Origin of the sequence: Candidatus Microbacterium phytovorans (genome assembly GCA_029202445.1) — a bacterium.
GTDB classification, from domain to species: domain Bacteria; phylum Actinomycetota; class Actinomycetes; order Actinomycetales; family Microbacteriaceae; genus Microbacterium; species Microbacterium phytovorans.
Genome location: CP119321.1, coordinates 1,799,489 through 1,814,237, shown reverse-complemented (window position 1 = coordinate 1,814,237; position 14,749 = coordinate 1,799,489). Strand labels below are relative to the sequence as shown.

General features: G+C 66.8%; 17 protein-coding genes. 9 read left to right on the top strand and 8 right to left on the bottom strand.

Going from position 1 to position 14,749, the window contains the following annotated elements; genetic code table 11:
- Positions 1–12: 12 nt before the first annotated feature.
- The gene (locus P0Y48_08660) at positions 13–261 is read right to left on the bottom strand and encodes a hypothetical protein (GenBank protein ID WEK12548.1); all 249 of its coding nucleotides are present in this window, start codon (positions 259–261) and stop codon (positions 13–15) included.
- 643 nt (positions 262–904) lie between these two features.
- Here P0Y48_08660 and P0Y48_08655 point away from each other — a divergent pair.
- Positions 905–1,693, top strand: a complete 789-nt coding sequence (locus P0Y48_08655; protein ID WEK12547.1) for a hypothetical protein — start codon at positions 905–907, stop codon at positions 1,691–1,693.
- A 269-nt stretch (positions 1,694–1,962) separates the two neighbouring features.
- On the opposite strand, the gene P0Y48_08650 is transcribed toward P0Y48_08655, so the two are convergent.
- The gene (locus P0Y48_08650; protein WEK12546.1) at positions 1,963–2,196 is read right to left on the bottom strand and encodes a hypothetical protein; all 234 of its coding nucleotides are present in this window, start codon (positions 2,194–2,196) and stop codon (positions 1,963–1,965) included.
- A 441-nt stretch (positions 2,197–2,637) separates the two neighbouring features.
- On the opposite strand from P0Y48_08650, the gene P0Y48_08645 reads away from it, so the two are divergent.
- Positions 2,638–3,558: a hypothetical protein gene (locus P0Y48_08645; protein ID WEK12545.1), complete on the top strand. Its 921-nt coding sequence runs from the start codon at positions 2,638–2,640 to the stop codon at positions 3,556–3,558.
- A gap of 60 nt (positions 3,559–3,618) precedes the next feature.
- On the opposite strand, the gene P0Y48_08640 is transcribed toward P0Y48_08645, so the two are convergent.
- Positions 3,619–3,789: a PspC domain-containing protein gene (locus tag P0Y48_08640; protein ID WEK12544.1), complete on the bottom strand. Its 171-nt coding sequence runs from the start codon at positions 3,787–3,789 to the stop codon at positions 3,619–3,621.
- A 139-nt stretch (positions 3,790–3,928) separates the two neighbouring features.
- Positions 3,929–4,150, bottom strand: a complete 222-nt coding sequence (locus P0Y48_08635) for a hypothetical protein (protein ID WEK12543.1) — start codon at positions 4,148–4,150, stop codon at positions 3,929–3,931.
- Positions 4,151–4,599: 449 nt separating this feature from the next.
- On the opposite strand from P0Y48_08635, the gene P0Y48_08630 reads away from it, so the two are divergent.
- Positions 4,600–6,603: a peptidoglycan DD-metalloendopeptidase family protein gene (locus P0Y48_08630; protein ID WEK12542.1), complete on the top strand. Its 2,004-nt coding sequence runs from the start codon at positions 4,600–4,602 to the stop codon at positions 6,601–6,603.
- A 1,374-nt stretch (positions 6,604–7,977) separates the two neighbouring features.
- Here the strand turns inward: P0Y48_08630 and P0Y48_08625 are convergent.
- A complete protein-coding gene (locus P0Y48_08625; GenBank protein ID WEK12541.1) occupies positions 7,978–9,744 on the bottom strand; it encodes a hypothetical protein in 1,767 nt (588 codons plus the stop codon).
- Between the two features lie 156 nt (positions 9,745–9,900).
- Positions 9,901–10,377, bottom strand: a complete 477-nt coding sequence (locus P0Y48_08620) for a hypothetical protein (GenBank protein ID WEK12540.1) — start codon at positions 10,375–10,377, stop codon at positions 9,901–9,903.
- 91 nt (positions 10,378–10,468) lie between these two features.
- On the opposite strand from P0Y48_08620, the gene P0Y48_08615 reads away from it, so the two are divergent.
- Both P0Y48_08615 and P0Y48_08610 read left to right on the top strand, forming a co-directional pair.
- A complete protein-coding gene (locus tag P0Y48_08615) occupies positions 10,469–10,705 on the top strand; it encodes a hypothetical protein (GenBank protein WEK12539.1) in 237 nt (78 codons plus the stop codon).
- 42 nt (positions 10,706–10,747) lie between these two features.
- On the top strand, positions 10,748–10,927 hold the full coding sequence (locus P0Y48_08610; GenBank protein WEK12538.1) for a hypothetical protein: 180 nt from the start codon (positions 10,748–10,750) through the stop codon (positions 10,925–10,927).
- Positions 10,928–10,964: 37 nt separating this feature from the next.
- On the opposite strand, the gene P0Y48_08605 is transcribed toward P0Y48_08610, so the two are convergent.
- Positions 10,965–11,372: a hypothetical protein gene (locus tag P0Y48_08605; GenBank protein WEK12537.1), complete on the bottom strand. Its 408-nt coding sequence runs from the start codon at positions 11,370–11,372 to the stop codon at positions 10,965–10,967.
- A complete protein-coding gene (locus P0Y48_08600; protein WEK12536.1) occupies positions 11,354–11,743 on the bottom strand; it encodes a hypothetical protein in 390 nt (129 codons plus the stop codon). The genes P0Y48_08605 and P0Y48_08600 overlap by 19 nt, the downstream gene beginning before the upstream one ends.
- A gap of 130 nt (positions 11,744–11,873) precedes the next feature.
- On the opposite strand from P0Y48_08600, the gene P0Y48_08595 reads away from it, so the two are divergent.
- The 4 genes from P0Y48_08595 to P0Y48_08580 all read left to right on the top strand — a co-directional run bounded on the left by P0Y48_08595 (position 11,874) and on the right by P0Y48_08580 (position 14,732).
- Positions 11,874–12,086, top strand: a complete 213-nt coding sequence (locus tag P0Y48_08595; GenBank protein WEK12535.1) for a DUF2945 domain-containing protein — start codon at positions 11,874–11,876, stop codon at positions 12,084–12,086.
- Positions 12,083–12,715 (top strand): DUF1684 domain-containing protein, encoded by a 633-nt coding sequence (locus P0Y48_08590; protein WEK12534.1) that lies wholly within the window; start codon positions 12,083–12,085, stop codon positions 12,713–12,715. Before P0Y48_08595 ends, P0Y48_08590 begins: the two co-directional genes overlap by 4 nt.
- Positions 12,716–13,541: 826 nt before the next feature.
- Positions 13,542–14,372, top strand: coding sequence for an aldo/keto reductase (locus tag P0Y48_08585; protein ID WEK12533.1), 831 nt, complete (start codon positions 13,542–13,544; stop codon positions 14,370–14,372).
- Between the two features lie 120 nt (positions 14,373–14,492).
- Positions 14,493–14,732: a hypothetical protein gene (locus tag P0Y48_08580; protein ID WEK12532.1), complete on the top strand. Its 240-nt coding sequence runs from the start codon at positions 14,493–14,495 to the stop codon at positions 14,730–14,732.
- The last annotated feature ends 17 nt before the right edge of the window (positions 14,733–14,749 follow it).

Below are 14,749 nucleotides of genomic sequence, written 5' to 3'. Positions count from 1 at the left end.
TCGTCTCCGCGATCATGCGCGGAGGCGCATCCTGAAGACGCCGCCCATCCCGGTCAGCTGCACGATGTTCAGATGCAGGCCGCGAGTCAGGCACTCGCGCGCGACTGCCGCAACCAGGGCATCCGCGGGCTGCTTGCTCGTCCGGTCGGTGGCCAGATCCAGGCCCTGTAGCGGTCCACGGCCGCGGAAGCCGCCCACAACGTCGTCGAGCTCCTGCGTCCCGAGCAGGCGTTCGCGCATGATGCCGCCCAGGTGCGCCACGCGATCCACGAGTGCGTCGCGGCGGATGGGCGCGACGCTGGCCGTGAGAAGTCATCTGGCTGATCGGGGATCTTCACGAGGCGGCGCTCAGGAGTGATGACTTTGGTGAAGCGTCCCGTCGCTTGAGCGAGCACCTGCACTCATTCGTACACACCCACCCAGCCCCGCCACGAGTCGTCGGCTGAGCGAGTGCTCGCCGCATCGTCCGGTCCTAGCAGCGGTCCAGCGAGCCTGAGCAGCGGCGAACTGCCACGTCGGCGACGCAGGCTGACAGTCTGAGCGCGGTGCTTCCTGTGAGGTAACGTCGACGTCGTCGCGGGAGTGGAACACGAACGCGGCTTCCGGCCGCCGGCGAAGCAGCCCGCGCACCCGAGGCTCACCGCCACCACCTACGGCGATGCGATATGCGCCTGCCTAAGCGCCCACGCTGCAGCGACTACGACCACCAAGAGTTCAGCGGCGGTGCTGCAACCCAAACCGAGCGCTGGTCGCCCCCACCAGGCCCGCCGGCCCACTCGGCGAGGTGCGTGACGTGAGCGTGCAGTGATGGATAGCTTCCTTCCCAGCATGAGAATGTCCTCATCTCATGGCAGGATCAGGGCGTGCGCCTATCGGCGCTGCAGCTTTCTGGGGAGGCACCTGCATGAAACGTCTGACCACGGTCGTCGCGACCATCGCCCTTACCGTCGCTCTGGCCGGCGGTGTCACCACGGCAGCGAGCGCAACCACACCGACCGCGACCCCTGCCCCGGTCGCCGCGGCCACCAAGGCGCCGGTGACGATCGCGAAGCTGCCGACGAAGAAGGTCGCGAAGGGCAAGACGGTTACCGTCAAGCCGTCGGTGAAGACGTCCGGCTCCGACGTGAAGGTCATCTCCAAGCGGATCACTGCCACCAAGAAGGGCGTCAACCTCAAAAACAAGACGTCCGTCAAGCTCAAGGCCGGCACGTACAAGGTCACCCAGACCGTCAAGTACCAGGTGAAGCAGACCAAGAAGATCACCTTCGAGCAGTACGAGGTGACGATCCCGGACTGCCAGATCCTGGACGTCATCAGCGAAGACTCGGTGGAGGCCCGACTGCGAATCGCATGCAAGGCGTACGACCTGCCCGGCACACAGAAGTTCACCGTCGACGTCGAGTGGATGTACTGCAGCTGGTCCGCCTACCTCGACTCCGAGTGCACCGCCAGCGAGTACCTCGATGACGCCGAATGGTGGGAAGGCCAGACCACCGACGGAGCATGGACTTTCGAGTCGTTCTCCACCACCTACGACGACGATGAGGACTACATCACCCCGAAGAAGGGCGAGAAGTTCGGCGCGATGATGCAGTACATGGGGGAGGAGCCGGTCACCCTCACCGGCAAGGTCTGGAGCAAGACGAGAACCGAGACCCGCACCCAGACGCTGAAGGTCATCACCAGGAAGTAGTCCCGCCTAGCCGTGGTACGGCCGTTATTCCCGTCATCGTCGCCGCCCCAGTGACTCCTTCGGGTAGTTTGCGTCCCGCAACCCTGTCTTCCACGTGCGACAGCCTGGCCGTCTAGCGGGTCATCCTCGGGAACATGTCATTGAACCGGCTCGACCCTGTTCGAGGCGGCCGACAGATGCCGAGTTGAGCGCGTTGCCGCCTGACCCGCATCGACGCTGACAGGTGTCGCGCTTCAGGATTCAACCCATCGACGCGATCCGCGACGACCTCAAGCGCGACGTTGGTGAGTTCGATAGTGCGCGCGAGGTAAGCCGTGAAAGCATGCGGAGTCCTGCCCACCGGTGACGGACTCCCGGACCTCGTTTGCCATCTTTGGCTGCCACAGGTACGCCGGCTTGTCGTCGCGCGAATCCGCTTCGCTGAGCATGTAGAGGCAGAAGTCGTGTTGGTTGAGGGTCGCCCCGCCGGAGGCGGATTTGGTGCCGACGATCAGGTCGCCCACCTGCGCTGACCCGAGTGATCAGCTGCCACGCCTGAACCATCGGATTCGCGCGAACTCCAGAATCGGCGGTACCCGCCAAGGCGTGTACGGTCACTTTTCGCGGCCAAGGTGCGAGCGCCTGCTTCTCTGGCGATCCGACCCGCAGTGCTTTGCCAGCATGCGACTGCGCACTCGAAAGGGACGAAGCGAGGATCCCGTACAGCCCCGCGTTCGAGAGGGACAGCGTCGCCACTGCGCCGGAGGCGACGAGGAGTCCCATCATCCCTGCGATCGCCTTCCCGGTGTCAGTCATGACAGCCATGTACGCGGCGGGCTCTGTTGGCGGATGCCTGGTGGCCTGGATAGTGTCTTGGTACCGCTCCCGCGCGCTGGGGAAAGCGCACTCGTTGGGAGCCATACTCTGGGGAGTTGCTCATGCGTGTGTTCGTGAAGGCTGCGACAGTGGCCCTGCTGGTCGCGGGCTTGACCGTCGGAGGGGGAGCTGCCTACGCGGTAGGTCCGGCAACGCCGGCGGTCGCGGTCGAGCAGGCCGTCTACCACCCCACCGCCAAGAACCTCACCGCGGGGACACCGAAGATCACTGGCACCGCGAAGGTCGGCAGCAAGCTCACCGCGTCACCGGGGAAGTGGACGAAGGGTACTTCGCTGACATACCAGTGGTATGCGTCCGGTGCGAAGATCGTCGGTGCGACCAAGTCGACTCACACCATCAAGGCTGCCCAGCACGGCGAGCGGATCGTGGTGAAGGTAACCGGGACGAAGACGGGCTTCAAGTCCGTCACTCGGACCTCAGCCAAGACCTCCACCGTCGCTGCGTCGTGGGCGTTGAAGGAATACGGCAAGTTCACGTCGTTCACGCGTTCCGGCACCGGCGACGACGTCATCAAGCTGCCAAAGGGGACGAAGGCGGCGATCATCAAGGCCACCCACTCCGGCGACAGCAACTTCATCATTCAAGGGCTGGACGCGGACGGTGATTTTGCCGGGCTGCCGGTGAACGAAATCGGCACGTACAGCGGGACCACCGCAGTCGGGCTGTCGAAGTACGAACGCGGAGAGACCAAGTACCTGGAGATCATCGCCGACGGCCGTTGGAAGCTCGTTGTCTCACCCGTTGCAGACGCGCCAACGATGAAGTCCAGCAGCTCTGGCGATGGGGTGTTCCTCTACTCCACCACGTCGCTCAAAAAGGCGAAGATCACCCACAAGGGCTCCTCGAACTTCGCGGTCATGTACCACCGGGCCGGCACCTGGGATCTGCTCGTGAACGAGATCGGTCGCTACTCCGGCACCAAGACCATCAAGGCTGGCCCCGGCGTCATGGAGGTCGTCGCGGACGGAAAGTGGACGTTCAAGCGCTGACTGACTGTGAGGGCGGGGGAGAAATCCTCCGCCCTCCGTTTTAGGTAGACGAGCCGGAGGCTAGAACTCCGTCGTGGTAGGGACGAGCACCCACAGCACGATGTAGACCGGGATGGCCACCGATGCGATCAGCACAGCCGATACGCGCACAGCGAGTGGCGGAATGCCGAGCTGTCGCGCAAGCCCGCCACAAACGCCAGCGATGAACTTGTCCTTCGTTGCTCTGCGCACGGCAATGCCTCTCGACTACGCGATGGGGCCACGTTAGCGCGTCTTCACGACTAGCGAGAGACCTGCGCCTCAGGCGTACTGCAGCCGGTCGTGGGCGGTGTTCTCGTCCATGCTGCGGAACGGTACGAACTCCAGTTCGTCACGGTACGAACTCCAGTTCGTCGGAGTAGCCGTCCACGTCGCCGCGGAACACTCCGGCGACGGTGAGGTAGTCGCGGGGGTCACCAGCGTCCTCGTCCTCGTCCTCGTCGTCCGAGTCGTACCGGTCGGCGAACTGGTCAGCGGCGAGGTCGATCGCTTCGTCCTCGGTGGCCGCTTCGACCTTGACGTATTCGTGGGTGTCGCTCTCGAGGAGCCGCACGACCACTTCGCCCGGCAGCTGTGGCTGAGGGAACTTCTCGATGTCCGTCCCGAACCCTGATCGCTGACGGGGTGTTTCCGTTCACGCGACCCGGGCCGGATGAGTGGGGTCAGAGCCAGAACTGCTGGTTGCGCTCGGCGACCTAGCCGGCGTCTCCAGCCTGGCGATATGGTCCCCACAATTGAGAGTGGCTACCTCGAATGTGTGCCTAAATGTCGGGCGAGGCGGGTCGGTGCGGTCCTCACTCGCTTTCTAACATTTGAGTCTGACTCGCGCGCCGATTCACTCGCACCGCCACCTACGCCAAGTTCCACACGGCGGAGAACCGCTTCCCGGGCCACATTTCTGAGAGTGACACCGCCAGCCGCGGTTGACGGCACAGGCGGCAAGACGTTACCTTCAGGCAACGGGGCATCTGGGGTGCGCCGCGAGCCTTTCTTGGGGGAGAAATGCTGGGGATTCTCGACAGCCGTCGCGCTCGCGCGCTCGCGGCGCTCACTATCGCTGCGCTGCTGATGTTCGGCATGGGAGCTGCTACCGAGGCCGCGTCGGCCGCGTCGAGGTTCACGTCCGCGCCGACGCCGACCGTCTCGGGCACAGCCAAGGTCGGCCTCACGCTGACCGCGAAGCCCGGCACCTGGAAGCCGAAGGCCACGCTGAAGTACCAGTGGTACCGAGGCTCGGTGGCCATCTCCGGCGCAACAAAGTCCACCTACGTTCTCCGCGGCGCCGATGCCGGAAAGACCCTCAAGGTCAAGGTCACCGGCTCGAAGACGGGCTACACGTCCGTCGCCAAGGTGTCGAAGAGCACGCGCACCGTCGCGAAAGGCACGTTCTCGCAGACCCCTACCCCCACGGTGTCGGGAACATTGAAAGTCGGCGGGACGGTGACCGCAACCACGGGCACGTGGAAGCCCGCACCGACCTTGAAGTACCAGTGGTACCGAGACGGTGTGGCCATCACCGGGGCGAAGAGCAGCTCCTACAAGCTCAGCGCCGATGACTATGGCAGCGCTATCAAAGTGCGCGTCGCCGGCACGAAGACCGGGTACACCACCGTGGCACAGACGTCGAAGGCGACGACGTCAGTCGGCAAGGGCTCGTTCGACTCGGCCGCGACGCCCTCCATCACCGGCGCCGCCAAGGTTGGCGAGACGCTCACCGCGCAGGCTGGAAACTGGGCCCCGGCAGGGGCGACCTTCACCTATCAGTGGGCCGCCAACGGTTCCCCGGTTGCCGGAGCGACCTCCTCGACTTTCACCCCTGGGTTCGCTCAGCAGGATGCTGCGGTCACTGTGACCGTCACCGGGTCGCTCCCGTACCTCACCGCCCTATCGCGCACGTCCGCCCCGGTCACCGTTGCGGCACCGTCGATACTGCGGGCGAACCAGACGCTCACGGCAAACAAGAGCCTCCGCTCGCCGAACGGCACCTACCGGCTCACGATGCAGACTGACGGAAACCTGGTCGCGTATGGGCCGTCCGGTGCCATCTGGGCCACCGGTGGCGGTGACGCGACCCGCGCTGTCATGCAAAGCGATGGCAACCTCGTCACCTACAACTCTGGGGGCTCAGCGCGGTGGGAGTCCGGCTCTTGGGGCACTGGGGGCAACCGTCTCCTCCTCCAAGACGACGGGAACCTCGTGATCTACGACAGCAACGGGAAGGCAGTCTGGGCGCGCAACGTCGTCGGCTGGATCAAGGTCTACCCCGGCTCCACAGCCGGCAACCAGTCCGGTACACAAAGCCAGTCCGCCGCCAACCTGAGCAGCACCCTCTTCCGTGTCTACCCGGTCGGTACGCGGCTGCCGGTCGTCTGTGGTGTGACGAACGGACAGGGTGTCGACGGCAGTGCGACGCCAGGAACCACAAAGTCCTCCACATGGCATCGACTGCTGTGGGGAGACTGGGTCGCCGACGCCGACTTCAACACCACGGTCAACGGCCTCGTCCCGAAGGGCACCATCGGATTTGTCGCTAGCGAACCGAACTGCGGCGGGGGAGGCGGGGGAAGTTCGACGACGCTGCCCGGGATGAACGGGTGGGTCTACCCGATCCAGCCTCACGGGAAGCTCACCACCTACGCCGGCCACAACGGTGACGACTTCCCCGTGCCGATCGGAACGCCCGTCTACGCCATGTACGGCGGCACAGTCAGTATCCCCGCGCCCTACAAGGTGGAGTCGTCGTGGTGCCCCGTTCCGGAGGCTATCGGTCGGACTCAGCAGGACCTGATCGTCAACTCCAGCCGCGATGGCCGTTCGTACCGGTTCGATTACGCCCACCTGAACTCGTTCACCGTCAGCAATGGTCAGACCGTGAAGGCAGGAGACCTCATCGGCTACTCCGGCAACAAGGGATGCGTCACCGGGCCACACCTCCACATCGACATTAAGGTGGATGGAGTCGCTAAGAAGGTGTTCCCGCACGACCTCATCGGATGGAGCTACTGATCGCTCCTCGCGGCGAGGTACGCTTTGGATGCTCGCGCGTGGGTGGTCGGACGCGGTACTGATTCTCGATAGCTCAGCTAGTCGATCGCGTGGATTCTTGGCGGGGAGTGAGATTGACAGACCGTTCGAGCGCCACGCCCGAGCAGCGCCCTCGTCCTGTACTTAAGTGATGCCGACAGCATCGCGTCGAGCTGGTTGGGCGATCTCCCAGCGTTCATCGCCCCGGTCTCTTTTGTGATGATCGGGCGGCCTCGACGGCACCAATCCTGGCACGGCGAGATCTAGGGCCGTAGGTGCCCCTAATCACTCCGTCAGAGTCGGCAGCAAGGGCGGCCATCGTCGGTTCATTGCACCCCTACTTATGCTTCGAGTCGGCAGGCGAACTCGTCAACCAGGTTCGCGCACCGCTCGCTGATCAAGAGGTGGATGTGGCAACGCGCGGAGAGAGCACCGACTTCTCTATCGCTCTTTGTGTCGCAGCTTCGTGCGACAGTTCTCGCGTGTCTGAAGCGGGTCAGCATCCTGTGTCGGTGTGGTGCATGTTCTGCTGTCGCCACGTGACGAGGATGTTGAGTGCGCTTGATCACGCACGGTATTGCTCGTCCTCGTGTGCACGCGCCGCTGAGGTCGACCGCCGCACGCGTCGCCGGATCGCCGAGGGCATCATCACACCCACGCATGTTTCGATCGGAGCGTCGGTCGCCCCGGCGCATTGGCGGGTTGCGGTTGGCGAGAGATACATGACGGGCAGTGTCGTCTCCTCGCGGCCGAGGTGCGGGTCAACCGGCAAGGTCGGCTATGCAGCCGTCACTGAGGCGTGGGTAGCTGCCTTCATCGACTTCGGTGACACCCCGGGGCTGAACGCGTACCCCTGCGACGCATGCGGCGACTTCCACCTCGGACGAACTCGGCGTCCGCAGGGGCACGCGAGCATCCGATGGGCGCGCAAATGCTTCGACGTCGCGTTGGGCGAGATGCTGGACACGGTGAATGAGATGCGCTCTCGACGTCCAACGATGCCGGCGATCACCGTCGATGGATGAAGCGGCTGGGCGAGTATGGGCGTTAATGGCCGGTTTGTGGCCTGTTTGCAACCCGTAGCGCTCAGTGGAGACCCCTCGCGATATGCATCCTGATCTCGCTAATCTTTGCGAGTGCAATGTGCTTCCGCAATCGTGAGGTCGCGGGTTCAAGCCCCGCTCCTGCTACTGAAACAGCCCTCAAAACCTCGGGAATCTGCGGGTTTCGAGGGCTTTGCTGTTGCTGTCGTCCGTGTCGGAATCGCATCGATGGCTACTCACGGCCTCTACCGGAGCCTTCCGATGGCGTGAAGCGGCTGTTCAACGGAAAGCCGCGCGCCGCGCTCAGTGAGCGTCAGCGAACCTTGGCGGTGGGCTCGGACGTCTTCGTCACCGACACCCAGCCGGGCTTGCGGATCGTGACCTTGCAGGTGATGGCCTTGCCACGATCTCCCGTGCGCGGCACGAAGATCTCCCGCGTCGCGCCGGCCACCGCCTTTCCGCCGACGTACCACTGGTAGCGGATCTCCGGCACCCACACGGTGGTGCTGACGAGCAGCTGCCGTCCGACCTTGGGTGTGCCCGTGATATCAGGCGTCTTCAGGCGGAACACCGACTTCTCCGCGACCGGCTTCGTCGCTGCAGAGGTCGTGGTGACCGCGGTGTAGCCCGCTCTTCGGCCGGTGACCTTCACCTTGACGATCTGTCCGATGTGAGCCTTGGTCGGGGTGAAGCTCGCGCTCGTCGCGCCGGCGACCCTCGAGCCGCCGACGTACCACGCGTAGCTGAGCGTCGTACCCGCCGACCAGGCGCCCGGCTTCGCGGTGAGTATCACACCGTGCTTCGCGGTGCCGCGGATCGTCGGGACGGCGGTGACGAGCGTGCCCGGCGACACGGCGGCGGTCTCCGCCGAGACGACATGCGTCGTCTTGTGACCCGCGAGCGACCCGGTCACGGCGAAGCTGATCCGCTTGCCGAGGTCGGACGGCTGAAGCGCGAGCGTCGTGCCGGTGGCGCCTTGGCGCGGCTGTCCGCCGACGAACCACTGGTAGGAGAGCGTCGAGCCGGCAGTCCAGCTGCCGACCTTGACTTTCAGCGTCACGCCGACCCGCGCCGCGCCGCTGATGATCGGTTTCGGAGCGTGGAGGATGCCGTATCCCACCGGCGATGTCGGGGCCGATGTCGCGGTGACGGGCGCATACCCGTACTTCGTGCCCGAGACGGCTACCGTGATCGTCTTGTCGGCGTCGGCGTGGCGCACGGTGTAGGAGGTGCCCGTGGCCCCCTCGATGGGCGCCCCGTCGACCGACCACTGGTAGCGCAGCGACGTTCCCGCCGTCCACTCCCCGGCCTGTACGGTCAGAACCTCATCGATCCGCACCGAGCCGGTGATCGTCGGAATGGGCGCGGTGAGCTCGGCGTATGCCACGGTCACGGGCACGGATCCCACCGACGTGGCGCGGTATCCCGATGCGAAGCCGCTGACGCGAACAGTCAGTTCCTTGCCGGCATCCGCGGGTCGGATGAAGTACGTGCGCTGAGCGCCGCCCGCCCATTCGCCGTCGATGTACCAGGAGTACGACGTCAGGGCGGACGGCGTCCACCAGACGGCGCTCGCCGTCACGACCTTGCCGACCTGGACGGTGCCGGAGATGACGGGCAGTGACGACGCGGAGAGAACGCCATAGTCGACGGCTTCCGTCGGCTCCGACGTGACCGATATCGTCTCCGAACCCGGGACGGCTCCCGTCACGGTGACCTGAACGGTCTTGCCGACGTCGGCGGCCCGCGGGGTGAAGGCCGCAGCGGTCGCGTCGTCGACAGCGACACCCCCGACGAGCCACTGGTAGTCGAACGAGGCTCCTTCGGGCCACGAGCCCGGATCCGCCGTGAGCTCGACACCTACCCGCGCGCTCCCGACGATGGTCACCAGCGGAAGTGCGGGCGCCTCCGTGAGTTCCCCGAGACCGGCAGACGCCGGCGATGCCGTTTGAGTCGTCGATGCGGTCGATGCCACCGCGCCCCCGTTCGGCAGGAGCACGGATGCCAGCAGGACCGCCGTCGACAGGACGACCCCCGTGTGCACGGAAGTGCGTCGCGCGGCGCGGCGGATGAGCGTCATCGGGTGACCCAGCTGTCGGAGGGGCAGGAGGCGCGCGTGGCGACGAGCGACTCTTGCGCGTCACCGTCGGGTCGGCGGCGCTCTCGAACTCTAGCCGCAGGCCCACCCGAATGCCTACGGCGGCAGCGTCACGCAGCCGCGCGACAGGCGCGTGGTTCACACCGCTGCGGAACGAGCTCTCGTGCGGTAGCCGGTAGCCCAGCGAGCGATGAACGCCCCCGATCGCCCGAGGACGCCGCATGCTGCGCACACGGCGCCGGTGGCGATCGAGGCCTCCTCGCTGGAGGTGTGCGCGAAAGAGGATGCCAGCGTGCCGAGGATCAACCCCACGATGAACGCGGACGCCCCGAACACCACCAGGTGCAGGAAAGCGGGTTGCACGCGCCGCAGGCTCCGACCCAGCAGCCACGCGAGAGGCGCCGTTGCCCAGGTGACGAGGAGCGATACGACCGCAATGGCGGTGACGAGGAAGCCTTCGAGGCCCGGGGCGATGGACGTTCCGGGGCTGTTCGTCAGGACGAGAACCGCGCCGAGGAGCGCCAGCCACGCGATGGTGACGAACCAGAAGACGTCCGGTGCGCGGAAGGGGTGCGCTTCGTCAGCGAAATCTCCGCGGTACGGCTCTCCCGTCATGTCGGCCCACTTTACGCCGCTGTGTCGCTGAGTCGATGACTTTTCCGTGACGCCCTCGTCCGCCCCCTCGCGACCCGCTACGCTCGCGCACATGGCGGATGACGAGGACGAGTTCGGTCCCGTCGGATCCTTGATCGCGGGAGTCATCGTCTTCGTCGTCAGCGTCGTGGCGTTCGCGGCAGCGGAGGTCGGCGTGCGGTGGGCATCCAGCCCGTTCACGGGCGAGGGCGGCCAGCCGGAGTGGGAGCGCGCATTCGGCAGCGCGATCGCGGCGGTGACCGCAGCGACGGTGGCCAAGATCTGGCTCAACAGACGCCGAAAGAGCTGAGTCCTCGCCGGCCCTCAGGCCGCCCATCGATAGAGTCCAGCCATGGACCTTCTCAACATCGTTCTCGCCATCGCTGGCTACGCGATCGGCATGGTGATCCTCTTCTTCGTCATCAAGGAGGCGGTACTCGCCGCGCTCCGGGAGCACACGCTCAACAGCACGACCGCCGTCATGATCCGGCAGTCGGTGCCGCTCGAAGTCACACGCTCGAACGCGGAGTGACCCGCGGGTGTGAGTGAGGCCGCGCCGGCCCGCTGACTCACCTCGAACCCTTGAGCCCACGAACGACGAGCGCGACGTCTTCGGGCAGCACCGTCATCTCCACCCGCACGCCTTCGACGTCCAGCGAGATGATTGACTGCTCCGGGAGCGGGTTGGCGATGAGCTGACCCATCGTCGGCTCACCCGTTTGTGGGACGACGTCGCGCACCCGCCACGCATGCTCGTCATCCGACATCTCACCGGGCAAGACGGTCACTTCTCGCAGCGACCAGTGCGCCGAAAGCCCTTCGACCGAGCCGGCGGGCACGCGCAGGGCGGCCAGCACTCGCCCCGCGCGTCGAGCTCGACGCGCGGCACGGCGCAGACCCCACCCCGCTCCCCACTCGCCGCCCCAGGCGCTCAACACCTCGCCGATGAGCTCGCCGATCATCGGCCCGCCTGCCACGGATCGAGGATGCCGTCGGCATCCGTCTCGGGAAGAGCCCACTCCACCACCGCGTCACCGGAGCGGATCTCGACGAGCACCGGATCGGGGACCATGAGGCCGAACGCATCGCGAGCCCGGGGTCGCGCCATCCGACGCAGGTCGTCGAGGGGGAGACGTTGCCGCTCGAACGCGAGTCGGTGACCGTTGAGTCGAGCTTCGACCTCGCGCCAGTGACGTCCGAGTCCGGACACCGTGCCCTGCCGCACACGGAACGCGCCGAGCACCTGGCCGGACTCCGCCGCAACCGCCGCCCGCTGCCGCCAGGCCATCGGGTCGACGGCGGCCTGGGCGACGCCGCCGGTGATCCAGGCGATGAGGTCGGCGAGCACTCGTCCTCCAGGCGCTTCGGTGGGTGCGGCCCGGGCGGCGCCGCAGGGTCAGCCTAGAGCCGCGGTCGTCAAGCCCCTGGTGCCGCTGCTCCGACGACGTGAGCATGGGAACGAGCGAAGAGGGAGACCCATGGCCACGGAACTGTCGGTCGGCGACCGCGTCAGCTGGAACACGACACAAGGACGGACGAAGGGGAAGGTCGTGGAGGAGCGTCGCTCCGACTTCACGTTCGCCGATCAGCACTTCACGGCATCCGACGACGACCCCGCGTACATCGTCGAGTCCGAGAAGACCGGCGCGCGGGCCGCCCACCAGCGCTCCGCCCTGCGCCGGCTGCCATGAGCGCGATCACGGAGGCCCGCACCGCCCTCGATGTCGTCGACTGGCGGCGGCGCGTGTACGCGCTGTATGGCGAGGTGCGCGCGACGACGGATGCCGAGGCCGCGCACGACGTGTGGCGACGCGGACGCGACCACCTCATGGCGGAGCATCCCGCGTCGCCGCTGCTGCCCCCCGATCGCGAGGCGTTCGCCGGCCTGCCCGTCGCGCTTTACGATCCGGCGTGGCGGTTCGAGGTGCCGCTGCTCCCCGCCGAACCCGAACGGTTCACGTTCACGACCGGCACCGACGGTGACGTGGAGTTCGCCCGCGTCGCGCGCGTCGATATCCCCCACGTCGGGAGCCTCGACGTCTGGCGCCTGACCTCGTACGGCGGGGGACTGTTCATCCCGCTGCGCGATGCGCTCGCCGGGACGCCGGGGGGCACTTACGGCGGCGGTCGCTACCTCATCGACACGATCAAGGGCGCCGACCTCGGTGCGAGCATCACGGCGGATGCCGCCTCGATCGTGCTCGACTTCAACTTCGCCTACAACCCCTCGTGCGCCTACGACCCCGCGTGGGCGTGCCCGCTCGCGCCGCCGGGCAACGTGCTGACGGTCCCGGTCCCTGTCGGCGAGCTCTACGGCTGAGCCTCCCCGCGTCGTCCCGAAGTCGTAGGCATCCTCCCCCTCAGGGAGGATGTGGCCGAGCCTGGTGCTGCGTAGCGTGGATGCCACGGGGTACGGCTTCACCTCGCCGGGCCGGGTGCGGGATCACCCGGCCCTTTCTCATTCCGGCTCGAGCGCACCTCACCACCGACGAGCATGCCGGGGACCCGGCGGACCGATGGCCCCGACGAAGTCCCCCAACCCGTCGGGGCCACCGCATGAGCGAGGCGGATGCAGTGGCCTACCGCATCCTTTCACGCCCGGGCCGTGGCTCGCGGGAGCCGGCCCCAGGCCCGCCCACGCTACGCGCGAGAAATTACGTCGCTGGGGGGAGCGTCGCCCAGGGCGTTGACGGAGGTGGCGGCCCTTGATATGCGCCGAAGGGAACATAACGCGGAGGCGGGGGAGATTCCGGGCCACGACGCTCACCGCCGACACGCCCGGTATCGGCGCAGACGAGGGCGCCAGGGGCTGGGGGCATAGCCTGGCGACGCGGGTTTCATCACATCGCATATGACACTCCCCCCGTGTCCCAGGAGTCCCCAGCTCCGCGCGACGTACCCGCCGGAGCCCTCTCGGCCTCACGGCCTCGAGAGGGCTCTGTCGCACCGCGCGCGCCGAGAATTCAGTGAGAGAGTCCTCATCTCGCGTAATGAAACCGGTCTTCGCGCGTCTGCTTTTTCGAGTGCCTTCTTGTTCGGCGGGCACTCCCGGCCTGGGGCCGACCGCGATCCGGGGGGAGGCGGAGCGGCCCCGGGCCACCACGACACGCGACCCACGAGCGCGCCGGGGATGACAGGCTGGGAACATGACGATTCCCGACATCACCCTCAACGACGGCCACACGATCCCCCAGCTCGGGTTCGGCGTCTTCAAGGTCGACCCCGCGGAGACCGAGCGCATCGTCTCCGACGCGCTCGAAGCGGGCTACCGCCACATCGACACGGCCGCCGTCTACCGCAACGAGGAGGGCGTGGGTCGCGCCATCGCCGCGAGCGGCATCCCGCGCGAGGACCTGTTCGTGACCACGAAGCTCTGGAACTCGGAGCAGGGCACCGACACTGCGCGCGCGGCGCTCGCGACGAGCCTCGAAGCCCTCGGTCTCGACTACGTCGACCTCTACCTCATCCACTGGCCGCGCCCCGACCTCGACCGCTACGTCGCGTCGTGGCAGACGCTCGAGGGTCTGCGCGACCAGGGCCTGACGCGATCGATCGGCGTCTCGAACTTCCACCGCCCGCACCTGGAGCGACTGCTGGCAGAGACCGACACCGTGCCGGCGGTGAACCAGATCGAACTGCACCCCGCGTTCGCCCAGCGAGAGCTGCGCGCCTTCGGCGACGCGCACGGCATCCGCACCGAGGCATGGGGCCCGCTCGGCCAGGGCAAGTACGACCTGTTCGCCGAGAAGGCCGTACAGGATGCCGCCGCCGCCCACGGCGCGACGCCCGCGCAGGTCGTCATCCGCTGGCACCTGCAGAACGGCATCATCGTCTTCCCCAAGTCGTCCACGCGCGAGCGCATCGTCGAGAACGTCGACGTCTTCGGCTTCGAGCTGACGGCCGACGAGATCGCCGCGATCGACGCACTGGACCGCGGGCAGCGGGTGGGCGCCGACCCCGACACGGCGACGTTCTGACACGACGCCCTCCCTCTCACCCGTTCCCGGGGTGACCGGCACTTGATCCGGCACCCCGGGAACTGGTATTTGTGGAGTGACGGGATGGGGGTCCCGTGCATCGATCACTGGGGGGATTCGATGAGCGACGTCATTTTGGTGCCGGCAGTCTTCCGCTGCCCCGACCACGACAATCACGAACTGCTGACCGCGCGCGTGCGCGAACAGGTCGACCGCGAGGCCGAATGGTTCAGCGAGCGCAGCTCGGAGGTGTTCCGCGTCTCCGTAGTCTGCCCGGGGGGCGCCTCCGACGCGATGCCGCACCGCCGCATCTACGACGGCACGTGGAGTCGCGCCGTCTCGGCATCCCGCGTCGCCTGACCTCGGTGAGCGTGGGC